The sequence below is a fragment of the Streptomyces xanthophaeus genome (assembly GCF_000725805.1).
In the GTDB taxonomy this organism is placed as follows: domain Bacteria; phylum Actinomycetota; class Actinomycetes; order Streptomycetales; family Streptomycetaceae; genus Streptomyces; species Streptomyces xanthophaeus.
In genome coordinates this window covers 123,562-144,523 of the sequence record NZ_JOFT01000009.1, presented here as the reverse complement: position 1 = coordinate 144,523, position 20,962 = coordinate 123,562, and the positions used below count along the sequence as shown (strand labels likewise).

20 protein-coding genes are annotated in these 20,962 nt (G+C 71.6%); 10 read left to right on the top strand and 10 right to left on the bottom strand.

From position 1 onward, the window contains the following. Positions 1-15: 15 nt before the first annotated feature. Together bagB and bagA are read right to left on the bottom strand one after the other, a co-directional pair. Positions 16-1,329, bottom strand: coding sequence for an ATPase BagB (gene bagB / locus IO30_RS0101900; RefSeq protein WP_051858921.1), 1,314 nt, complete (start codon positions 1,327-1,329; stop codon positions 16-18). Continuing rightward, positions 1,326-2,306: an ATPase BagA gene (gene bagA, locus IO30_RS0101895; protein WP_031138537.1), complete on the bottom strand. Its 981-nt coding sequence runs from the start codon at positions 2,304-2,306 to the stop codon at positions 1,326-1,328. The genes bagB and bagA overlap by 4 nt, the downstream gene beginning before the upstream one ends. Positions 2,307-2,378: 72 nt before the next feature. Here bagA and sp36 point away from each other — a divergent pair, with 72 nt between their 5' ends. The 5 genes from sp36 to IO30_RS0101870 all read left to right on the top strand — a co-directional run bounded on the left by sp36 (position 2,379) and on the right by IO30_RS0101870 (position 5,297). After that, entirely contained in the window at positions 2,379-2,540 is a 162-nt protein-coding gene (gene sp36, locus IO30_RS44230; RefSeq protein ID WP_007264966.1) for a Sp36 family protein, read from the top strand. Beyond that, positions 2,537-3,010 carry a RidA family protein gene (locus IO30_RS0101885; RefSeq protein ID WP_031138535.1) on the top strand — a complete coding sequence of 158 codons (474 nt, stop codon included), beginning with the start codon at positions 2,537-2,539 and terminating at the stop codon, positions 3,008-3,010. The genes sp36 and IO30_RS0101885 overlap by 4 nt, the downstream gene beginning before the upstream one ends. A gap of 237 nt (positions 3,011-3,247) precedes the next feature. Then, positions 3,248-4,159 carry an NUDIX hydrolase gene (locus IO30_RS0101880; protein WP_031138534.1) on the top strand — a complete coding sequence of 304 codons (912 nt, stop codon included), beginning with the start codon at positions 3,248-3,250 and terminating at the stop codon, positions 4,157-4,159. Then, a complete protein-coding gene (locus tag IO30_RS0101875; protein ID WP_031138532.1) occupies positions 4,156-5,001 on the top strand; it encodes an MBL fold metallo-hydrolase in 846 nt (281 codons plus the stop codon). Before IO30_RS0101880 ends, IO30_RS0101875 begins: the two co-directional genes overlap by 4 nt. Continuing rightward, complete coding sequence (locus tag IO30_RS0101870; RefSeq protein WP_031138530.1) at positions 4,998-5,297, top strand: hypothetical protein; 300 nt, start codon at positions 4,998-5,000, stop codon at positions 5,295-5,297. The genes IO30_RS0101875 and IO30_RS0101870 overlap by 4 nt, the downstream gene beginning before the upstream one ends. A gap of 112 nt (positions 5,298-5,409) precedes the next feature. Here the strand turns inward: IO30_RS0101870 and IO30_RS0101865 are convergent, their stop codons facing one another. Beyond that, entirely contained in the window at positions 5,410-6,084 is a 675-nt protein-coding gene (locus tag IO30_RS0101865) for a Crp/Fnr family transcriptional regulator (protein ID WP_003981529.1), read from the bottom strand. A 332-nt stretch (positions 6,085-6,416) separates the two neighbouring features. Here IO30_RS0101865 and nth point away from each other — a divergent pair, with 332 nt between their 5' ends. From nth to IO30_RS0101850, 3 genes are read left to right on the top strand one after another with little or no spacing between them, the layout of a single operon-like run. Then, positions 6,417-7,211 carry an endonuclease III gene (nth, locus tag IO30_RS0101860; RefSeq protein ID WP_237403519.1) on the top strand — a complete coding sequence of 265 codons (795 nt, stop codon included), beginning with the start codon at positions 6,417-6,419 and terminating at the stop codon, positions 7,209-7,211. A 58-nt stretch (positions 7,212-7,269) separates the two neighbouring features. After that, positions 7,270-8,040 carry an NUDIX hydrolase gene (locus tag IO30_RS0101855; RefSeq protein ID WP_031138525.1) on the top strand — a complete coding sequence of 257 codons (771 nt, stop codon included), beginning with the start codon at positions 7,270-7,272 and terminating at the stop codon, positions 8,038-8,040. Positions 8,041-8,053: 13 nt separating this feature from the next. Then, entirely contained in the window at positions 8,054-9,256 is a 1,203-nt protein-coding gene (locus IO30_RS0101850; RefSeq protein WP_031138523.1) for a MarP family serine protease, read from the top strand. A 51-nt stretch (positions 9,257-9,307) separates the two neighbouring features. Here the strand turns inward: IO30_RS0101850 and IO30_RS45835 are convergent, their stop codons facing one another. The 6 genes from IO30_RS45835 to IO30_RS0101825 form a co-directional block, all read right to left on the bottom strand. Next, positions 9,308-9,481 (bottom strand): hypothetical protein, encoded by a 174-nt coding sequence (locus IO30_RS45835; RefSeq protein ID WP_167347230.1) that lies wholly within the window; start codon positions 9,479-9,481, stop codon positions 9,308-9,310. Between the two features lie 186 nt (positions 9,482-9,667). Then, a complete protein-coding gene (locus IO30_RS0101845) occupies positions 9,668-10,627 on the bottom strand; it encodes an alpha/beta fold hydrolase (protein WP_031138522.1) in 960 nt (319 codons plus the stop codon). Next, the gene (locus tag IO30_RS0101840; protein ID WP_031138520.1) at positions 10,624-11,082 is read right to left on the bottom strand and encodes a phage holin family protein; all 459 of its coding nucleotides are present in this window, start codon (positions 11,080-11,082) and stop codon (positions 10,624-10,626) included. Before IO30_RS0101840 ends, IO30_RS0101845 begins: the two co-directional genes overlap by 4 nt. Before the next feature lie 72 nt (positions 11,083-11,154). Next, positions 11,155-12,600, bottom strand: a complete 1,446-nt coding sequence (nhaA, locus tag IO30_RS0101835; RefSeq protein ID WP_031138518.1) for a Na+/H+ antiporter NhaA — start codon at positions 12,598-12,600, stop codon at positions 11,155-11,157. 198 nt (positions 12,601-12,798) lie between these two features. Next, the gene (gene acs / locus IO30_RS0101830; RefSeq protein WP_078903730.1) at positions 12,799-14,796 is read right to left on the bottom strand and encodes an acetate--CoA ligase; all 1,998 of its coding nucleotides are present in this window, start codon (positions 14,794-14,796) and stop codon (positions 12,799-12,801) included. A 169-nt stretch (positions 14,797-14,965) separates the two neighbouring features. Then, complete coding sequence (locus IO30_RS0101825; protein ID WP_051858919.1) at positions 14,966-17,341, bottom strand: SulP family inorganic anion transporter; 2,376 nt, start codon at positions 17,339-17,341, stop codon at positions 14,966-14,968. 235 nt (positions 17,342-17,576) lie between these two features. Between IO30_RS0101825 and IO30_RS0101820 the strand changes: the two genes are divergently transcribed. Further along, positions 17,577-18,884 carry a polysaccharide deacetylase family protein gene (locus IO30_RS0101820; RefSeq protein WP_031138512.1) on the top strand — a complete coding sequence of 436 codons (1,308 nt, stop codon included), beginning with the start codon at positions 17,577-17,579 and terminating at the stop codon, positions 18,882-18,884. Here the strand turns inward: IO30_RS0101820 and IO30_RS0101815 are convergent. Further along, a complete protein-coding gene (locus IO30_RS0101815; protein ID WP_234321529.1) occupies positions 18,838-19,905 on the bottom strand; it encodes an ATP-binding protein in 1,068 nt (355 codons plus the stop codon). The two genes, IO30_RS0101820 and IO30_RS0101815, sit on opposite strands and share 47 nt — an antisense overlap. Positions 19,906-20,014: 109 nt before the next feature. Between IO30_RS0101815 and IO30_RS0101810 the strand changes: the two genes are divergently transcribed. Further along, positions 20,015-20,836: a Fic family protein gene (locus IO30_RS0101810; RefSeq protein ID WP_031138508.1), complete on the top strand. Its 822-nt coding sequence runs from the start codon at positions 20,015-20,017 to the stop codon at positions 20,834-20,836. Positions 20,837-20,962: the final 126 nt, after the last annotated feature.

Sequence of the window (20,962 nt, the reverse complement as noted above, 5' to 3'; positions counted from 1 at the left end):
ACGTCGTACGAACGCCTACGCTCCGGCCGGAACCCCGGCCGCGAGTCGCTCTCCGATGGCCCGTAGCCCGGCGAGGTCGTGCACATCGCCGGGCAGGGCGGCCACCTCGGCCACCGCCACTTCGGGGTGAAGCGAGGTGAAGCGATCGCGTGTGCGCTGTTCGCGCGCGATCACCTGCATCCGTTCCGCGTGCAGGCGCAGCAGCCCTGCCGTGATCGTGTCCACCACGGTCTCGTTCAGCGCGTTCTCGTCCGGCGTGATCTCGTCCACGTCTGCCGTGAGGTCTGCGGCGGTGGGGGAGCCGGTCCCGGAGGAGTCCGCGGCCGAGTCACGAAGTCCAGCTTTCCCGGACTCCTGATCGACAATGCGGCCTTCTTCAAGATTCTCTGCGGCGGCCAACGCCCGTTCGGCGGACAGCTGGTCGGCGCCGCTCCCGTGGACCCTGTTGAGCACCAGACCCGCCAGCGGCATGTCCTCGGCGGCCAGTCGCTCCACGAAGTACGCCGCCTCGCGCAGGGCGTCCGGCTCGGGCGCCGCGACCACGAGGAAGGCCGTGCCGGGAGCCTGGAGCAGCCGGAAGGTGGCGTCCGCGCGCGTGCGGAAACCGCCGAACATGGTGTCCATCGCGGCCACGAAGGTCTGCACGTCCTTCAGCAGCGAGGCGCCCATCAGCTTGCTGAGGGTCCCCGTCATCATCGACATGCCGACATTGAGGAACTTCATCCCCGCCCGGCCGCCCACCTTCGCCGGAGCCATCAGCACCCGGATGAACTTCCCGTCCAGGAAGGACCCGAGCCGCTTCGGCGCGTCGAGGAAGTCCAGCGCGGACCGGCTCGGCGGGGTGTCGACGATGATCAGGTCCCAGTCGTCCCGGGCCCGCAGCTGCCCCAGCTTCTCCATCGCCATGTACTCCTGCGTGCCCGCGAACCCGGCCGACAGGGACTGGTAGAAGGGGTTGGCCAGGATGGCCCGGGCCCGCTCGCCGTCCGCGTGCGCCTCGACGATCTCGTCGAAGGTCCGCTTCATGTCCAGCATCATGGCGTGCAGTTCACCGCCGCCCGAGCCCACGCCGGTCACCTTGCGCGGGGTGTTGTCCAGCGAGTCGATGCCCATCGACTGCGCGAGCCGCCGCGCCGGGTCGATGGTGAGCACGACCGCCTTGCGCCCGCGCTCCGCCGCCCGTACGCCGAGCGCCGCGGCCGTGGTGGTCTTGCCGACACCGCCCGCCCCGCAGCACACGACGATCCGGTTCTCCGGGTCGTCCAGCAGCCGGTCGACCGCCAGCCACGGCGGAGTGTCCAGACCCATGGTGTCCACCCCCTCGTTCATTCGGCCACCGACTGCTTGCGCAGGTCCTTGGCCAGTGCGTACAGCCCGGCCAGGTCCACCCCCGTGCCGAGCAGGGGGAGTTCGTACGTCGGCACCCGCAGTCCCTCCAGTACGGCGCGCTGCGCGCGCTCCAGTTCCACCCGGCTCGCGTGCTCGGCGGCCTGTTCGAGCAGCGGGTCCACCAGCCGTTCGGCCAGCCCGCCGCGCCGCGCGCCGCCGAGGCCCGCCCGGGACAGGGCCTTGGCCACCTCGGTGCGGTGGCCGTCGGCCGCGGTGCGCAGGGTGTCCTCGTCGACGTGGTGCGGCCGCACCATGTTGACCACGACCCGGCCCACCGGAAGCCCCGCCTCCTGGAGCTCGGCGATGCCGTCCGCGGTCTCCTGGACGGGCATCTCCTCCAGCAGGGTGACCAGGTGGACGGCCGTCTCGGGGGACTTGAGCACCTTCATGACGGCCTGCGCCTGGTTGTGGATCGGCCCGAACCGGGCCAGTCCCGCCACCTCGTCGTTGACGTTCAGGAACCGGGTGATCCGCCCGGTCGGCGGCGCGTCCATGATCACGTGGTCGTAGACGAACCGGCCCGCCTTGTCCTTGCGCCGCACCGCCTCGCACGCCTTGCCGGTCAGCAGGACGTCCCGCAGCCCCGGCGCGATGGTCGTCGCGAAGTCGATGGCGCCGAGCTTCTTCAGCGCCCGCCCGGCCGAGCCGAGCTTGTAGAACATCTGGAGGTAGTCGAGGAGCGCCCGCTCGGCGTCGATGGCCAGGGCGAAGACCTCGCCCCCGCCGGGCGCGACGGCGATCTTCCGCTCCTCGTACGGGAGCGCCTCGGCCCCGAAGAGCTGCGCGAGCCCCTGCCTGCCCTCGACCTCCACCAGTAGAGTCCGCCTGCCCTCGCGTGCGAGGGCGAGCGCGAGTGCCGCGGCGACCGTGGTCTTGCCGGTGCCGCCCTTGCCGCTGACCACCTGGAGCCTGCTCACAGCGTCCGAGCCTAACCACTCGCCTCTCGGGCCGCGCATGAGGCCCGCACGAGAGGCACTACCCTCGCTCCCATGACCAAGAAGTTCGAATACGCGACGGTCCCCCTGCTGGTTCACGCCACCAAGCAGATCCTGGACACCTGGGGCGAGGACGGCTGGGAGCTCGTCCAGGTCGTGCCCGGGCCGAACAACCCCGAGCAGCTCGTGGCCTACCTCAAGCGGGAGAAGGCATGAGCGGCGTCGTCGAGGCGAAGCTGGCCGAACTGGGCCTGACGCTCCCCGAGGTCGTCCCGCCGCTGGCCACCTACCAGCCGGCCGTCCGCTCGGGCGTGTACGTCTACACCGCGGGCCAGCTCCCGATGGTCAAGGGCAGCCTGCCGGTCACCGGCAAGGTCGGCGCCGAGGTCTCGCCGGAGCAGGCCAAGGAACTGGCCGCCACGTGCGCGCTGAACGCCCTGGCCGCCGTCAAGTCCGTGGTCGGTGACCTGGACAAGATCGCGCGTGTCGTGAAGGTCGTCGGTTTCGTCGCCTCGGCCCCCGACTTCACGGGTCAGCCGGGCGTCCTCAACGGCGCCAGTGAGCTCCTCGGCGCCGTCCTCGGCGAGAAGGGCGTCCACGCCCGCAGCGCGGTCGGCGTGACGGTCCTGCCGTTGGACGCCCCGGTCGAGGTCGAGATCCAGGTCGAGCTGGTCCCCTCCGCCTGACGCGCCCCTCGCGCACCCCGCACCACGCGCACCGAGCGCACCACTCGGCCCCGGCGGGCCTCCCGGGCTCCGGCCCGCTGCGCCGGACTCCGTCCGTCGACCTGCCGGGGCCGGCCCGTGCCCGCCGCTGCCCTGAGCCCGGCCGGCTCCGGCGGCGCGCAGCCGGGACACCGGCACCTCGGCCGCCGCCCACGGGTGGCCCTCGAACATCGGGCCGGATGGCCGTAGCATCCCGGCATGCCGAATGGTCAGCAGGGTCAACAGCACGCGCAGCCGCAGCCCCCCGCCGGAGGCCAGTGGTACCCGCCGGAGTGGCCCGACCGCATCCGCGCGCTCGCGGACGGTTCCCTCACCCCGGTGGACCCGCGGCGCGCCGCCACCGTGATGCTGCTGCGCGACACCCCCGCCGGACCGGCCGTGCACATGCTGCGCAGACGGACCTCCATGGCCTTCGCCGGAGGCGCGTACGCCTATCCGGGTGGCGGGGTCGATCCCCGCGACGCGGAGCACCAGGTCGGCTGGGCCGGACCCTCGCGGCAGGACTGGGCCGAACGGCTCGGGACGGATCCCGCCGTCGCACAGGCCGTCGTGTGCGCCGCGGTCCGCGAGACCTTCGAGGAAGCGGGCGTGCTGCTCGCGGGCGAGGGCCCGGACACCGTGGTCGGCGACACCACCGGGGACGACTGGGAGGCCGACCGGCTGGCGCTCGTGGCCCGGGAGCTGTCCTTCGCCGCCTTCCTCGACCGCCGCGGGCTGGTGCTGCGTTCCGACCTGCTGGGGGCGTGGGCGCGCTGGATCACCCCGGAGTTCGAGCCGCGCCGCTACGACACCTGGTTCTTCGTCGCCGCCCTTCCCGAGGGCCAGCGCACCCGCAACGCCTCCACCGAAGCAGACCGGACGGTCTGGATCCGCCCGGCTGACGCGGCCGACGGCTACGACAAGGGCGAGCTGCTGATGATGCCGCCCACCATCGCCACGCTGCGCTCCCTGGAGCCGTACGCCGGCGCTGCCGAGGCCCTCGCCGCCGCCCCGGCGCAGGAGCTCGCCCCGGTCCTGGCCCAGGCCACGCTGGAGGACGGCGAGCTGGTGCTCAGCTGGCCGGGCCACGACGAGTTCACCAAGCGCGTCCGCCCCGGAGGCCCCGCATGACCGACGCCGCCGCACTGCCCGGAGCGCCCCGCGGGGTCGTCAGCACCGGCCGGGCCACCGCCCGCGCGTTCAACGTGCTGGCGCCCAACCCCTCCGCCATGACCCTGGACGGCACCAACACCTGGATCGTCTCGGAGCCCGGCTCCGACCTGGCCGTGGTCATCGACCCCGGCCCGCTGGACGAGGCGCACCTGCGGGCCGTCGTCGCCACCGCCGAACGGTCGGGCAAGCGGGTCGCCCTGACCCTGCTCACCCACGGCCACCCGGACCACGCCGAGGGCGCGGGCCGCTTCGCGGAGCTCACGGGCACCAAGGTGCGGGCCCTGGACCCGGCCCTGCGCCTGGGCGACGAGGGCCTGGCCGCCGGTGACGTGATCCGCACCGGCGGGCTGGAGCTGCGCGTCGTGCCGACCCCCGGCCACACCTCCGACTCGCTCTGCTTCCACCTGCCCGCCGACCGGGCCGTCCTGACCGGCGACACGATCCTGGGCCGGGGCACCACCGTCGTCGCGCATCCCGACGGCCGCCTCGGCGACTACCTGGACTCCCTGCGGCGGCTGCGCTCGCTCACCGTCGACGACGGGGTCCACACGGTGCTGCCGGGCCACGGGCCGGTCCTGGAGGACGCCCAAGGCGCCGTCGAGTACTACCTGGCCCACCGGGCGCACCGCCTCGCGCAGGTCGAGACCGCGGTCGAGAGCGGCCTGCTCACCCCCGCGGCGGTCGTCGCCCAGGTGTACGCGGACGTGGACCGCTCCCTGTGGCCGGCCGCGGAATGGTCCGTCCGTGCACAGCTCGAGTACCTTCAAGATCACGGACTGATCCCGGGGGGACCCGAATGAACACGATTTTCCTGCTGCTGGCGCTCATCGCCACGGCTGCCTGGGTCACCTCGACGGTGACCCTGCGGATGAAGGCCCTGGAGAGGCGGGCCGACCGCGCCGATCGGCGCCTGGGCCTGGTGCTGTCCCACTTCGGGATCACCGAGCCGGAGCACCCGGTGACCGGCGAGGTACGGGCCCTGCTGCGCGACGGCCGGAAGATCGAGGCCATCAAGGCCTACCGGCAGGGCACCGGCTCGGACCTCCTGGAGGCCAAGCAGGCCGTGGAGGCCCTCGCCGCCGCCGAAGGCCTCTAGAACACGCCCTACGAGGGCCCAGGGCGCCCCTGGCGGGCCCGTCAGGGCCCGGGAACGCACAGGAGGGGTCCTGCCCGGCGTACGGGCAGGACCCCTCCTGTGCGGACGGCCGTCAGCGCGAGCGCTTCGCGAGGCGCTCCACGTCCAGCAGGATCACGGCGCGGGCCTCCAGCCGGAGCCAGCCGCGGCCCGCAAAGTCGGCCAGGGCCTTGTTCACGGTCTCGCGGGAGGCGCCGACGAGCTGCGCGAGCTCTTCCTGCGTCAGGTCGTGCACCACGTGGATGCCCTCCTCCGACTGCACGCCGAACCGGCGCGAGAGGTCGAGGAGCGCCCGGGCCACGCGGCCGGGGACATCGGAGAAGACCAGGTCGGACATCTGGTCGTTGGTCTTGCGCAGGCGCCGGGCCACGGCGCGCAGCAGGGCGGTCGCCACCTCGGGCCGGGCGTTGAGCCACGGCTGCAGGTCGCCGTGGCCGAGGCCGAGGAGCTTGACCTCGGTCAGGGCGGTGGCGGTGGCGGTGCGCGGGCCCGGGTCGAAGAGCGACAGCTCGCCGATCAGCTCGCCGGGGCCGAGGACGGCCAGCATGTTCTCGCGGCCGTCGGGGGAGGTGCGGTGGAGCTTCACCTTGCCCTCGGTCACGACATACAGCCGGTCGCCGGGGTCGCCCTCGTGGAACAGGGCGTCACCGCGTGCGAGGGTCACCTCGCCCATGGAGGCGCGGAGCTCCGCGGCCTGCTCGTCATCGAGCGCCGCGAAGAGCGGGGCGCGCCGCAGAACGTCGTCCACGAGTCTCTCTCCTATGTCGACCAGCTCAGGGGACCGTGCTCCCCATTTTGCCGGACGGCTCAAACAGTGCGATCAATCACAAGGATGCCGGACGTACGGGTGTGCTGTGCGGCGAGAGGCCAATCGGAGTGGTGTTACCTGAGGTCCGGACGGGTGTCGGCGCCCGGCCTTAGGCTGGCCGGGTGTCCAACAAGCCGGTGAGAGCACAGGCCAAGGGGTCCGCAGGAGTGACGGCGGCCTCCAATTCAGCCGTGGGCGAACAAGCCCCCTTGGAGGTGTCGACGAAGGCGCCGCCCCGCCCCGAGGGCAAAGCTTCGGCCAAGAAACCGAAGGTGCCGAAGGTGCCGAAGCAGGAATCGCACCTGGCCATGGTGCGCCGCGCCCGCCGGATCAACCGAGAACTGGCCGAGATCTATCCGTACGCCCATCCGGAGCTCGACTTCCGCAATCCCTTCGAACTGCTGGTCGCGACCGTCCTCTCCGCGCAGACCACCGACCTGCGCGTGAACCAGACGACCCCGGCGCTCTTCGCCGCCTACCCGACCCCCGAGGACATGGCCGCGGCCGCCCCCGAGGATCTGGAGGAGATCATCCGGCCGACCGGGTTCTTCCGGGCGAAGTCCAGGTCCCTCCTCGGTCTCTCACAGGCCCTGCGGGACCGGTTCGGCGGGGAGGTCCCCGGGCGCATCGAGGACCTGGTCACGCTGCCCGGAGTGGGCCGCAAGACGGCCAATGTGGTTCTCGGCAACGCCTTCGGCGTCCCCGGCATCACGGTGGACACGCACTTCGGCAGGCTGGTGCGCCGCTGGAAGTGGACCGAGCAGGAGGACCCGGAGAAGGTCGAGGCGGAGATCTGCGCGATCTTCCCCAAGAGCGAGTGGACGATGCTCTCGCACCGCGTCGTCTTCCACGGCCGCCGGATCTGCCATGCCCGCAAGCCCGCGTGCGGGGCCTGTCCGATCGCCCCGCTCTGCCCGGCGTACGGGGAGGGCGAGACCGATCCGCAGAAGGCGGCGAAGCTGCTCAAGTACGAGAAGGGCGGCCATCCCGGCCAGCGGCTGACCCCGCCCGCCGACTACCCGGGGCTCCCGGCCCTGCCGCTGGGCGGCCCGCAGCCGCAGACGTAGGAACGAATCGGTACCCGGACCGCGTTGGCGGTCCGGGGGAACACGGACAGGGGTGCCTATGACTGGGGCGACACAGAACAGCCCGGTGGCCGATACGGGCGCGCAGGACGCCGGACCGCCCGGCGGCGGCGCCGGGGCCCGCGCCCGTGCGGGCAAGGGCGGCAGCATCGCCCTGAGCACGCACGGCCTGCCCGAGTGGCTCGACCCGGTCGTGGAGGCCGTGCGGACCGTCCGGCCGACCCAGCTCAGCCGGTTCCTGCCGCCCGAGGACGGCCGCGGGCGCCAGTCCGCCGTGCTCATCCTCTTCGGCGAGGGCCCCCGCGGCCCCGAGCTGCTCCTGATGGAGCGCTCCGGCAGTCTGCGCTCGCATGCCGGCCAGCCCTCCTTCCCGGGCGGCGCCCTCGACCCCGAGGACGGCGACCCGCACACCACCGGCCCGCTGCGCGCCGCCCTGCGCGAGGCCGAGGAGGAGACCGGGCTCGATCCCGCCGGGGTCCAGCTCTTCGGGGTGCTGCCCCGCCTCTACATCCCGGTCAGCGAGTTCGTGGTGACCCCCGTCCTCGGCTGGTGGCGGGCCCCGAGTCCCGTCGGCGCCGTGGACCCCGCCGAGACCGCCCGCGTGTTCACGGTCCCCGTGGCCGATCTCACGGACCCCGGGCACCGCGTCACCGCGATCCACCCGAGCGGCCACCACGGCCCCGCTTTCACCGTCGAGTCGGCTCTGGTCTGGGGTTTCACCGCCGGAGTCATCGACCGCCTGCTGCACTACGCAGGATGGGAACGGCCCTGGGACCGCTCCCGGCAGGTCCCGCTCGACTGGCGCTCGTGAGACGGTGACCCACGTGAACGTGCTGGACATCTTGTTGCTGCTCGCGGCCGTGTGGTTCGCGATCGTCGGCTACCGCCAGGGCTTCGTCGTCGGCATCCTGTCGGTGATCGGCTTCCTCGGCGGCGGCCTCATCGCCGTGTCCCTGCTCCCGCTGATCTGGGACCGGGTGACGGACAACGGCAAGCAGGCCTCGTCCACGGTGGTCGTCATCGCCGTCGTCGTGATCATCATCTGTGCCTCGATCGGCCAGGCCCTCACCACCCACCTGGGCGGCAAACTCCGCCGCCACATCACCTGGTCACCGGCGCGCGCGCTCGACGCGACCGGCGGCGCCCTGGTCAATGTGGTCGCCATGCTCCTGGTGGCCTGGCTGATCGGCTCGGCGCTCGCGGGCACCTCACTGCCCACGCTGGGCAAGGAGGTCCGCAACTCCAAGGTGCTCCTCGGCGTGTCGCGGGTCCTGCCCGCCCAGGCCAACACGTGGTTCTCGGACTTCAGTTCCACGCTCGCCCGCAGCGGCTTCCCCCAGGTCTTCAACCCCTTCTCCAACGAGCCCATCACCGAGGTGAGGGCGCCCGATCCGGGGCTGGCCACCAGCCCCGTCAGCGAGCAGGCCAAGGCCTCGATCGTGAAGGTCGTGGGCACCGCGCCCAGTTGCAGCAAGGTGCTGGAGGGCACCGGCTTCGTCTTCGCGCCGGGCAAGGTGATGACCAACGCGCACGTCGTGGGCGGCGTAGGCGAGCCGACCGTGCAGGTCGGCGGCGAGGGCAAGCTGTACGACGGCAAGGTCGTGCTCTACGACTGGGCGCGCGACATCGCCGTCCTGGACGTGCCCAAACTGAAGGCCCCGCCGCTGGAGTTCGCCGACAAGGACGCGGCGAGCGGCAGCGACGCGATCGTCGCCGGCTTCCCCGAGAACGGCGCGTACGACGTCCGCGCGGCCCGCGTGCGCGGCCGCATCAACGCCAACGGCCCGGACATCTACCACCGCGGCACCGTGCGACGGGACGTGTACTCCCTGTACGCGACGGTCCGCCAGGGCAACTCCGGCGGTCCGCTCCTGACTCCCGACGGCAAGGTCTACGGGGTCGTCTTCGCGAAGTCCCTGGACGACCCGAACACCGGCTACGCGCTGTCCGTGGACGAGATCCGCGACGACATCAGGATCGGGAAGACCGCCGAACGCCGGGTCGACAGCCAGGGCTGCGCCCTCTGAGCCGTACGGGCACGGGGGCCCGTACGGCAGGAAGGGCGGCTTCCGCGAGGTCTACGTCCGCGGATGGCGCAGGCGTGCCGAGACCCATCGGGCCCGGCGGCGCAGGATGCGGGAGATCCCGAGTCGGGGGTCGTGGCCGTGCCGGCCCGCCCTCTCGTGGGTGCCCGAGGCAGCAGCCGGGCGGTGTTCGTGCGTGGTGTCACCGTAGTCGTGCGTCCAGCTCATACTCCGAGCTGTGCCCGGGCCCCAAGGTCGGTAACCCCGTCAGGGGCGGCCAATTGGCCTATGCGCCGGGCAATTGAATGTTTGTAGGACAGGCGTACGGCTCCACCTGCTGGTCCGTCAGCAGCCCGCCCACGGACCGTTCAACGCCCCTCCACGGACCGTCAGCGGCCCGGGCCCCGGCATCTGTCAGCGGTCCGGCTCGGGGTCCTTCAGCCAGTTCACCAGCTCGGTCGAGAAGGCCGCCGGGTCCTCCTCGTGCGGGAAGTGCCCGAGACCGTCGAACAGCCGCCAGCGGTAGGGGGCTTCGACGTACTGCCCGGAGCCGGCCGCGCTGCGCGTGCGCATCACCGGGTCGAGGGAACCGTGCAGGTGCAGCGTCGGCACCCGCACCGGCCGCTTCATGCGCCGGTTGAACTGGAGCCCGTCCGGCCGCGCCATGGACCGCATCATCCAGCGGTACGGCTCGACCGAGCAGTGCGCCGTGGACGGGATGCACATCGCCCGCTGGTACACCGTCAGGTCCTCGTCCTCGGGCAGCCGCGGCCCGGACCACTCCCTGATCAGCTGCCCCACGAGGGCCCCGTCGTCGGCCACGAGCTGCCGCTCGGGGACGAAGGGCCGCTGGAAGCCCCAGATGTGCGAACTCGCCCGGGTCTGGCCGAAGTCCGACAGCATCGCCGCGCGCCAGCGGCGCGGGTGCGGCATCGAGGAGACCACGAGCCGGCGCACCAGCTTGGGCCGCATCACGGCCGCCGTCCACGCGAGGTACCCGCCCAGGTCGTGCCCGACGAGGGCGGCGTCCGGCTCGCCGAGGGAGCGTACGACCCCGGTGATGTCGAGCGCCAGGTTGGCGGGGTCGTAGCCGCGCGGGGTGCGGTCGCTGCCGCCGACCCCGCGCAGGTCCATCGCGACCGCCCGGTACCCGGCGTCGGCGAGCGCGGTCAGCTGGTGCCGCCAGGTCCACCAGAACTGCGGGAACCCGTGCAGGAGCAGGACCAGCGGCCCGTCGCCGACCTCGGCCACGTGGAAGCGGGCGCCGTTGGCGGCCACGTCCCGGTGCGTCACCGCCCGGTCGCCGGGGAGGTCGAGCCGCACCGCCGTGGCAGCAGTGGGCGGAGTGCTGGAATCCGGGGTGGGCGCTGTCATGAGGACGAGCGTGCCACACCCACAGCCTTGTCACTGACCGGCCGCGGGTGCGGCTTGACGGTGCTGACGACCGCCGCGGTCTGCTTGACCGAGGCGATGGACTTCTCCGGCGGCTTGACCTTCTTGAACTTGGCCACCGCGAGCAGCGCCAGCAGGCCCGCGAGCAGCAGGAACGCCGCGCCGACGATGAGGAAGGACCAGGCGAGGCCCAGTCCGAGGTTGTGGATCCCGTACGCCGCGGCGAAGCTCAGCACCGGCAGGGAGAAGAGGGCGAACACTCCTGCGACGGTGATGGCGGCACCGCCGATGCCCGCGCGCTTGACGTCCTGGCGGAGCTCCGCCTTGGCGAGGGCGATCTCGTCGTGCACCAGGGCGGACATCTCGGCGGTGGCCGAGGCGACCAGCTGGCCGAGTGTGCGCTCGGCTCCCTGCGCCCCTTGGTCCACTGCGCTCATCGCTCTCTCCCTCTGTCGTCGGCTGTCGACCGATGTCGTCCGCCGTGGGCGGCGGCTCCGTCGTCAGTCAGATCATGCCGGACGGCTGGCGTCGTTGCTGGACCCGGCCGCCGCTTCGGCCGCGGCTGCGGCTGCTGCCGATGCGGCCGTGGCCGCCTTGCGGCGGTGTTCCGCGGCCCTGTTCTCGTAGATCCGGGCCATCCGGAGGTGGTACTCCGGATTGTGCTGTTCGTAGATGTCCGGGATGCCGTCGTGGTCCTCGTCGCGCTCCTCGTCCTCGGTGAGCGCCCGGTACTTGCGGTTGCGGAGCTTGAGCATCACGCCCGCGATCACGGCCGCGATGAGGGAGCCGATCAGGACGGCGGCCTTGACCTCGTCGGTGAGGACCGCGTCACCGGCGAAGGCGAGTTCGCCGATCAGCAGGGAGACGGTGAAGCCGATGCCGGCCAGCGAGGCCACCGCCAGGACGTCGGGCCAGGCGAGGTCCTCGTTGAGTTCGGCCTTGGTGAAGCGGGCCGCCAGCCAGGTGCCGCCGAAGATGCCCAGGGTCTTGCCGAGGACCAGGCCGAGGACCACGCCGAGGGTCTCGGGCCGGGTGAAGACCTGCGCGATGGCCTCGTCGGAGAGGGAGACCCCGGCGGAGAGGAGGGCGAAGAGGGGTACGGCCAGACCGGCGGAGAGCGGCCGGACCAGGTGCTCGATGTGCTCGCCGGGGGAGTGCTCCTCGCCCTCCTTGCGGGAGCAGCGCAGCATCAGGCCCATGGCCACGCCCGCGATGGTGGCGTGGACCCCGCTGTTGTACATCAGGCCCCAGATGACCAGGGCGAGCGGCACGTAGACGTACCAGCCGTGGACGCCGCGGCGGAGCAGGAACCAGAAGAGCACCAGGCCCACCACGGCGCCGCCGAGGGCCAGGAAGTCGATCTCGCTGGTGAAGAACACCGCGATGATCAGGATGGCGAAGAGGTCGTCGACCACGGCGAGGGTCAGCAGGAAGGCGCGCAGCGCGGAGGGCAGCGAGGTGCCGATGACCGCGAGGACGGCGAGGGCGAAGGCGATGTCGGTGGCGGTCGGGACCGCCCAGCCGTCCATCGAGCCGCTGCCCAGGGTGTTGACGAGTACGTAGACCAGTGCGGGCACGGCCATGCCGCAGAGCGCGGCGATCACCGGGAGGGCGGCAGCCTTGGCATCGCGCAGGTCACCCGCGACGAGTTCGCGCTTGAGCTCGATGCCCGCGACGAAGAAGAAGACGGCGAGGAGGCCGTCGGCCGCCCAGTGCTGGAGCGAGAGGTCCAGGCCCAGGGAGGCGGGTCCGATGTGGAAGGACCGGACGCTGTCGTAGCTGTCGGAGAGGGCGGGGATGTTCGCCCATATCAGCGCCGCGATGGCGGCCACCAGCAGGAGCACGCCGCCGACGGTCTCGGTGCGCAGCGCATCGGCGACGAAGGTGCGCTCGGGCAGCGAGAGCCGCCCGAGCAGCTTGCGGCTCTGGCGGTCGGTGGGGGTGGGCGCTGCCACGGGGGAACCTCCGGGGTGGTCGACGGCATGACAATGCAGTTGCCGACCAGACTTCCCGGCGCACCCTGTGGACTTTCTTTACGCTTTCAATATTTTACAGGGTCAGCGCGAGGGCGTATCCGGCGATCATCACTTTAAGCGCGAAAGGGGCATCCGGCGCGTCGCGCCGGATGCCCCTCCTCGGCCGTGCGGGTGTCGTCAGTCCTCGCTGCCGGCGGCCGGGAGCCTGCTCTGGATCAGGTCCATGACCGAGGAGTCGGCGAGGGTGGTGACGTCGCCGACCGCGCGGTTCTCCGCCACGTCGCGCAGCAGACGGCGCATGATCTTGCCCGAGCGGGTCTTCGGCAGCTCCTGCACCGGCAGGATCCGCTTGGGCTTGGCGATCGGGCCGAGGGTGGCGCCCACGTGGTTGCGCAGTTCCCCGACCAGGGTGTCGGTCTCGGAGGCGCTGCCGCGCAGGATGACGAAGGCCACGATGGCCTGGCCGGTGGTCTCGTCGGTGGCGCCGACCACGGCCGCCTCGGCGACCGAGGGGTGCGAGACGAGCGCCGACTCGACCTCGGTGGTCGAGATGTTGTGGCCGGAGACCAGCATCACGTCATCGACCCGGCCGAGCAGCCAGATGTCGCCGTCCTCGTCCTTCTTGGCGCCGTCGCCCGCGAAGTACTTGCCCTCGAAGCGCGACCAGTAGGTGTCGATGAACCGCTGGTCGTCGCCCCAGATGGTGCGCAGCATCGATGGCCACGGCTCGGTGAGGACCAGGTAGCCGCCTCCGCCGTTCGGGACCTCGTGCGCCTCGTCGTCCACGACGGTGGCGGAGATACCGGGCAGGGCGCGCTGCGCGGAGCCCGGCTTGGTCTCGGTGACCCCCGGCAGCGGGGAGATCATCATCGCGCCGGTCTCGGTCTGCCACCAGGTGTCCACGATCGGGCAGCGGTCGCCGCCGATGTGCTTGCGGTACCAGATCCAGGCTTCCGGGTTGATCGGCTCGCCGACCGAGCCCAGGACCCGCAGGCTCGACAGGTCGAACTTCGCGGGGATGTCGTCGCCCCACTTCATGAACGTACGGATCGCCGTGGGCGCGGTGTAGAGGATGGTGACGCCGTACTTCTGCACGACCTCCCAGAAGCGGCCCTGGTGCGGGGTGTCCGGCGTGCCCTCGTACATCACCTGGGTGGCGCCGTTGGCGAGCGGCCCGTAGACGATGTAGGAGTGCCCGGTCACCCAGCCGATGTCGGCGGTGCACCAGTAGACGTCGCTCTCCGGCTTCAGGTCGAAGACGGCGTGGTGGGTGTACGCGGCCTGGGTGAGGTAGCCGCCGGAGGTGTGCAGGATGCCCTTGGGCTTCCCCGTGGTCCCCGAGGTGTAGAGGATGAAGAGGGGGTGCTCGGCGTCGAAGGCCTGCGGGGTGTGCTCGGCGGACTGGCGGCCGACGATCTCGTGCCACCAGACGTCGCGGCCCTCGGTGAAGGCGGTGTCCTGGCCGGTGCGCTGCACCACGAGGACGTGCTCGACCTGCGGACACTTGGCGACGGCCTCGTCGATGGCCGGCTTGAGGGCGCTCGGCTTGCCGCGGCGGTAGCCGCCGTCGGCGGTGATCACCAGCTTGGCGTCGGCGTCCTGGATGCGGGAGGCGACGGCATCGGCGGAGAAGCCGCCGAAGACCACGGAGTGCGCGGCGCCCACGCGGGCGCACGCGAGCATCGCGACGACGGCCTCGGGGATCATCGGCAGGTAGACGGCGACGCGGTCGCCGGCCTGGACCCCGAGCTCGGTCAGGGCGTTGGCGGCCTTGGAGACCTCGTCCTTGAGCTCGGCGTAGGTGATCGCGCGGCTGTCGCCGGGCTCGCCCTCGAAGTGCAGGGCGACGCGGTCGCCGTTGCCGGCCTCGACGTGGCGGTCCACGCAGTTGTACGCGACGTTCAGCTTGCCGTCCGCGAACCACTTCGCGAAGGGCGGGTTGCTCCAGTCGAGCGTCTCGGTCGGCTCGGTCTCCCAGGTCAGCCGCCGGGCCTGCTCGGCCCAGAAGCCCAGCCGGTCCGCGTCGGCCTGTGAGTACGCAGCCTGTGTGACATTGGCAGCGGCGGCCAGATCGGCAGGCGGTGCGAACCGCCGCTCCTCCTTGAGCAGATTGGCCAGGCTCTCATTGCTCACGACATCTCCCTTTCCCAGGGTGTCCGTTGTGTCCCCGGGCATAGCTCATCAGTCAGCGGCCCAGGTGACAAGGGGTTGCCGGAAATTGGTTTAGACCTATAGCACGTCTGGGCGCGCGTGCGGACCACGTGAACGGCGCGCGAATGGCCCCTTCCCGCTGCAGGGCGCAGGAAGGGGCCAACCGGTTGCACGGATACGGGAGGGTATCGGTTCAGGCGTTCTGGCCGACGCTGTCGAAGACGCGGCAGTCGAAGAAGTCCTCGCCCTCGGACAGCAGATAGGCCTGCGCCTCACCCACGTGGAAGTACATGCCGTGCAGCTCCAAGGTGCCCTCGGCGAGCCGCCGGGCCACCGATTCGTGGGCGCGCAGGTGCTCCAGCTGCTGCACCACATTGGTCAGGCACAGCTGCTCCACCGCATCGGCGGGCAGCCGCCCGGAGATCCGGGCCCAGGCGTGGTGGCGGCTGGCCATCCGCTCCAGGCTGGGCAGCCCGTGCCGCAGCCAGCGGCGCAGCGGGGTCATGGGGACCCCGGGGGCGGAATTGAGCAGCGCCTGCATCGCTCCGCAGCCCGAGTGGCCGCAGACCGTGATGCTGTCCACCTGGAGCACGTCCACGGCGTACTCGATGGCGGCTGCGACCGAATCGTCCGTGGACTCGGCTCCCGGCAGCGGGACCAGATTGCCGACGTTGCGGACGGTGAACAGGTCGCCCGGGCCGCTGGCCGTGATCATGCTGGTCACCAGGCGGGAGTCCGCGCAGGTGAGGAAGAGCTGCGAGGGCCGCTGGCCCTCGCGGGCCAGCCGGGCCAGCTCGTCCCGTACGTGCGGGGCGGTGTCCCGCTGGAAGGTGCCGATCCCGTTCGCCAGCTGGCCGGCGCCGCGCCGGCGAGGTGCCGGAGCCGCGGATTCCGCCGTCCGTGCCCCGGGGGAGGCGGAGGAGGGCGCGGGGGAGGGCGAGGCCGAGGCCGCGGCCGCAGCCGTCCGGCTCCGTGCGGGCTGGTGGTCGCAGTGGTTCTGCCAGGGGGTCCAGGGCCGGCAGCACTGGTGCGTCCCGCGCTGGCCGTCCCGCCGGTCCAGGTCTGCCTCCGAGGCCCGGCTTCCGGACCGGCCGGTGACCTCCACCGAACCCCCGTGGGCGCGATGGGAGTCCTGCCAGTCGTGGAGCGTCTCGTACGCCGCGTGGTCCATGAACGAGCCGTCCAGCTCCACCACGACGTGCGCCCCGTGCGGGATCTGGTTCAGCACCCGGCTCAGCCGGGGTACGGCCAGGAAGGTCAACTGCCCGCGGGCCCACACCTGGTGGACGCCGCTGTCCTGCCGCTCCAGCGTGATCCGGGTCCGGGCGAGGCGGTGCAGGGCCAGGGCCACCGCGACCGCGATGCCGATGGCCACGCCCTCCAGGACACCGCCGAGCACCACGCCCACGATGGTCGTGCCGTAGACGAGGGCCTCGCCGTGCCGCGTGACGCTGCGCAGGTGGGTGATGCTGACCATCTGCACGCCCACGGCCATCACCAGGGCAGCCAGCGCGGCGAGCGGGATCAGGTCGAGGACGGGGACGAGCAGGGCGGCCGCCAGCAGCACCCAGAAGCCGTGCAGCATGGACGAACGCCGGCTGGTCGCACCGGCCTTGACGTTCGCCACGCTGCGGACGGCCACACCGGTGATGGGCAGGCCGCCCAGCGCCCCCGAGACGATGTTCGCCGCGCCCTGGCCCCGCAGTTCGCGGTTGAGGTCGGCGCGGGGCGGCCGGTCGGCCGTGCTGCGCTCGGAGCCGATGAGCTTGTCGGTGGCGACGGCGGACAGCAGGGACTCCACGCTGCCGACCAGGGTGATGGTCAGTACGGCGGCCATGAGGCCGAGCAGCGGCCCCTGGGGCAGTTCGGGCAGCGCGTGGCTGCGCCAGGAGGGCAGGTCCACCCGAGGCAGGGTGAGCCCGGCGAGTGAGGCCAGGGCGGTGGCCGTGGCGACGGCGGCGAGCGCGGCCGGCACCTTGCGCAGGGCCCGGCCGGTCCGTCCGGGCAGCCGGGGCCAGCTGAGCAGGACGATCAGCGTCAGGATGCTGACGCCGAGCGCGGCCGGGTGGAGGTCGGCCAACTGCCCGGGCAGTCCGAGGACGTTGGAGACGGCGGAGCTCTGCGGTGTGCCGCCGAGCACGATGTGCAGCTGGGCCAGCGCGATGGTCACGCCGATGCCCGCAAGCATGCCGTGCACGATGGCCGGGCTCACCATGAGGGCCGACCGGGCGGTCCGCAGGAAGGCGAGCCCGAGCTGGCACAGACCGGCGAGCACGGTGATGGCGCAGGTGGTCCGCCAGCCGTAGTGCTGGATCAACTCGGCGGTGACGACGGTGAGTCCGGCGGCGGGCCCGCTCACCTGGAGCGGCGCGCCGCCAAGCCGCCCGGCCACGATTCCGCCGACCGCCGCGGCGACCAGCCCCGCCTGGAGCGGGGCGCCGGTGGCCAGGGCGATGCCGAGGGAGAGCGGCAGGGCGATCAGGAAGACGGCGACGGAGGCGGAGAGGTCGGCGGGCAGGTTGGCCTGGGCGGCCTTGTTCGTCGGGGTGGTGGGGGCAGTGGCAGTCATAAGGTCCCGTCTCCTCTGGGGAGGGATGAAGCGGCGGGAGTCTCAACACTCAGTAAATGAATGGTAATGGAGAGTAAAGAGAAGTGGTGAGCAATACGGGCAAATGGTCTACGAATTAGCACTCATGGGTGAATAGGCATTTTGTACGGCTTGTCACATCTTCCTTAGAACACATCGCGTGGGAAGTTGCGGCGCGGAAGTCCTGCGTCGGAACTGCGAGGGAGAGGTGGGGCGGATGATCGCCGCCACGAAGAAGATCGCTGGTGGCCTGGTCGCCACGGCGCTGGTGCTGTGCGCCGCCGGGTGCAGCGGCTCGGAGTCCGGCAGGTCCCCGGCCCCCGGGGCCAAGAAGGGCGCCGCCGCGCCGGAGCTCCCCGGCAGCGTGAACCGGCCCATCGGTGACGGATCGACCGCTTACACCGGCCCGCAGCCGAACGTGCAGAAGCCGCAGAAGCTGGCGCCCGGTGAGAAGCCGCCGCAGTTCGTGGTGTTCTCGTGGGACGGCGCCGGCGAGGACAGCCAGAAGCTGTTCTCGCACTTCCGCCAGGTCGGCAAGAAGTACAACGCGCGGATGACGTACTTCCTCAGCGGCGTGTACATGCTCCCGGAGGAGAAGCGCTCCCTCTACACCGCACCGCAGCACTCGCCCGGCCGCTCCGACATCGGCTTCGGCGACCTCCAGGGCATCAAGGACACCGCCGTCCAGGTGCGCGGGGCCTGGCTGGAGGGCAACGAGATCGGCACCCACTTCAACGGCCACTTCTGCGGTCCCGACGGCGGCGTCGGCACCTGGTCGGTGGAGGAGTGGAAGAGCGAGGTCAGCCAGGCCAAGTCCTTCGTGAAGAACTGGAAGACCAACTCGGGCCTCAAGGACGTGGAGGCGCTCCCCTTCGACTACGACAAGGAGCTCATCGGCGCCCGCACCCCCTGCCTCGAAGGCCAGAAGAACTTCATGCTGGCAGCGAAGGACATGGGCTTCCGCTACGACTCCAGCGGCATCAGCAAGCAGATCTGGCCCAAGAAGACCGACGGCCTCTGGGACCTCCCGCTCCAGCTGGTGCCCATGCCGGGCAGGGCCTTCGACACCTTGAGCATGGATTACAACTACATGGTCAACCAGTCCGGGACGACCTCCCAGGGCGACCCCTCCCAGCACGAGTACTGGGGCGACCAGATGCGCGACGGCCTCCTGAAGGCCTTCGACCGCGTCTACGAGGGCAACCGTGCGCCACTGATCATCGGCAACCACTTCGAGTCCTGGAACGGCGGCACCTACATGCGCGCCGTCGAGGAGTCCATCAAGACCATGTGCACGCAGAAGGAGGTCCGCTGCGTCCCGTTCCGCGAGCTGGCCGACTGGCTGGACGCCCAGGACCCCAAGGCCCTGGAGTGGATGCGCAGCCTCGACGTCGGCGAGGCGCCGAAGGACGGCTGGACGAAGTTCCTGACCGCCGGGCCGCCGGCGAAGCCCGCGGCCCCCGCGACGTCGGCCGAGGTCACGCAGGCTGGGGAGCCGGCTGATGAGGGAGCGGACGAGGACTGACGAGCTGTCCGAGCTCCCCGGATTCCGTGAGCCCTCCGAACTCCCCGGGCTCCCCGAGGCGCTCGTGCAGGACGAAACCGGGGTCGATCTGGTCCGCCAGGTCGACCCCGGTCTTGGCGTTGCCCCAGCTCTCCGCGTTCTTGAGGTGGAAGCGCACCATCTGCTCGGTGTAGCGGCCCCAGTCGCGGAGCGCGTAGGAGTCGTCGGCCGCGTCCTGGAGGGCCTGCAGGGCCAGCCGGTTGGTCGCCTCCAGCAGCTCGAAGGCGGCCGGCCGGCCCTTCTCCATGGCCCGCACCCAGTCCGAGTGCCCGACGGTGACCAGCAGGTCCTCGCCCACCTCGTCCTGGAGGAACTCGATGTCCTCCGGGCCCTGCACCTTGTTGCCGATCACCTTGAGCACGATCCCGAAGTCCCGCGCGTACTCCTTGTACTGGCGGTAGACGGAGACGCCCTTGCGGGTGGGCTCGGCCACCAGGAAGGTCACGTCGAAGCGGGTGAACATGCCCGAGGCGAAGGAGTCGGAGCCGGCGGTCATGTCGACCACGACGTACTCGTCCGGCCCGTCGACCAGGTGGTTGAGGCAGAGCTCCACCGCTCCGACCTTGGAGTGGTAGCAGGCCACCCCCAGGTCGGCCTCGGTGAACGGCCCGGTGGCCATGAGCCGTACGGGCTCCCCGTCGAGGAGCAGGGTGCGCGCGCAGGCCTCGTACACCGGGTTGTCCTCGGTGACGGTCAGCAGGCGGGAGCCCGTACCGGGCGGGGTGGTCTTGATCATCGTCTCGGCGGAGGGGATGCGGGGGTTGGAACCCCGCAGGTACTCCTTGATCAGGGGCAGGTGCGCACCCAGGGCGGGCAGCGCGGCGGACTCGTCCTCGGCGAGCCCGAGCGCGGCGCCCAGGTGCTGGTTGATGTCGGCGTCCACCGCGACGACGGGGGCCTCATTGGCGGCGAGGTGGCGGATGAAGAGGGAGGACAGCGTGGTCTTTCCGCTGCCGCCCTTTCCCACGAAAGCGATCTTCATGTTCACCAAGCGTAGTGGCTCGGTAGCGGTGCGTGGTCTGTGTGAGTGAAGAAGACCACTCCAAGGAGGGGTCGGTGCTATGGCGTTGCAGTGCGTAGGCTCCCTACTTATGAGTAGCGCTTCTGACCCGTTGGCCGCACTGGCCGGGCTCCCGGGTGTCGCCGAGTCCGTGGATTCCGTACGCAAGGCGGTGGACCGGGTCTACGGGCACCGGGTGATGCGCCGCCGCAGCGGGGAGATCACCTCGGAGGCCGCCCTGCGCGGCGCCCGCGGGAGCGCGGCCCTGTCCGGGGCGGACTGGGCCCTGGAGGAGGTGCGCCGCCGGACCGACTTCGGCTCGGAGGTCGAGGCGCTGACGGTGGGCGCGGCGCTGCGGCTGACCGCCGAAGCCGGCCAGCTGCTGAGCATCTGGCGGCAGTCGCCCCTGCGGGTCCTGGCGCGGCTGCACCTGGTGGCCTCGGGTTCGACGGCGGACGGGGACGTGGTGGGCCGCCCGCGCCTGGCGGGCGAACCGGTGGACGAGCCCCTGGTGGACCTGCCGCTGCCGGACGCCCAGGAGGTCGCCGGACGGCTGGAGGGCCTCTCGTCCCTGATCATCGCGGGCGGCTCCGCCCCGGCGCTGGTCACGGCGGCGGTGGTGCACGGGGAGCTGCTGGCCCTGCGCCCCTTCGGCACGTACAACGGCCTGGTCGCGCGGGCGGCCGAGCGCATCGTCCTCATCAACAGCGGGCTGGACCCCAAGGCGATCTGCCCGGCGGAGGTCGGCCATGCGGAGCAGGGGCGCGAGGCCTACCTGGAGGCCTTCGAGGGCTACGTCTCGGGAACCGCGGAGGGGATGGCGGCCTGGATCGCCCACTGCGGCCGCGCGATCGAGCTCGGGGTCCGCGAGTCCACGGCGGTCTGCGAGGCCCTGCAGCGCGGCGCGGCCTGAGGCCGGACGACGGCCCGGGCTGCTCTCGCCTGGACAAAGGGTTGCGGCGACACCGTCTTGCTTTGGTGTCGCCGCTGGCACTTGCGCCCAGTTACCAAGCGTCCTCGATGATTGCCCATCAGGTCG

Excerpts from the sequence above, each read along its gene's own strand:
- bagB (WP_051858921.1), bottom strand. The coding sequence starts at position 1,329 with ATGAACGAGGGGGTGGACACCATGGGTCTGGACACTCCGCCGTGGCTG.
- sp36 (WP_007264966.1), top strand. The coding sequence starts at position 2,379 with ATGACCAAGAAGTTCGAATACGCGACGGTCCCCCTGCTGGTTCACGCC.
- IO30_RS0101885 (WP_031138535.1), top strand. The coding sequence starts at position 2,537 with ATGAGCGGCGTCGTCGAGGCGAAGCTGGCCGAACTGGGCCTGACGCTC.
- IO30_RS0101880 (WP_031138534.1), top strand. The coding sequence starts at position 3,248 with ATGCCGAATGGTCAGCAGGGTCAACAGCACGCGCAGCCGCAGCCCCCC.
- IO30_RS0101875 (WP_031138532.1), top strand. The coding sequence starts at position 4,156 with ATGACCGACGCCGCCGCACTGCCCGGAGCGCCCCGCGGGGTCGTCAGC.
- IO30_RS0101870 (WP_031138530.1), top strand. The coding sequence starts at position 4,998 with ATGAACACGATTTTCCTGCTGCTGGCGCTCATCGCCACGGCTGCCTGG.
- IO30_RS0101855 (WP_031138525.1), top strand. The coding sequence starts at position 7,270 with ATGACTGGGGCGACACAGAACAGCCCGGTGGCCGATACGGGCGCGCAG.
- IO30_RS45835 (WP_167347230.1), bottom strand. The coding sequence starts at position 9,481 with ATGAGCTGGACGCACGACTACGGTGACACCACGCACGAACACCGCCCG.
- IO30_RS0101845 (WP_031138522.1), bottom strand. The coding sequence starts at position 10,627 with ATGACAGCGCCCACCCCGGATTCCAGCACTCCGCCCACTGCTGCCACG.
- IO30_RS0101840 (WP_031138520.1), bottom strand. The coding sequence starts at position 11,082 with ATGAGCGCAGTGGACCAAGGGGCGCAGGGAGCCGAGCGCACACTCGGC.
- acs (WP_078903730.1), bottom strand. The coding sequence starts at position 14,796 with ATGCCCGGGGACACAACGGACACCCTGGGAAAGGGAGATGTCGTGAGC.
- IO30_RS0101825 (WP_051858919.1), bottom strand. The coding sequence starts at position 17,341 with ATGACTGCCACTGCCCCCACCACCCCGACGAACAAGGCCGCCCAGGCC.
- IO30_RS0101820 (WP_031138512.1), top strand. The coding sequence starts at position 17,577 with ATGATCGCCGCCACGAAGAAGATCGCTGGTGGCCTGGTCGCCACGGCG.
- IO30_RS0101815 (WP_234321529.1), bottom strand. The coding sequence starts at position 19,905 with ATGAAGATCGCTTTCGTGGGAAAGGGCGGCAGCGGAAAGACCACGCTG.
- IO30_RS0101810 (WP_031138508.1), top strand. The coding sequence starts at position 20,015 with ATGAGTAGCGCTTCTGACCCGTTGGCCGCACTGGCCGGGCTCCCGGGT.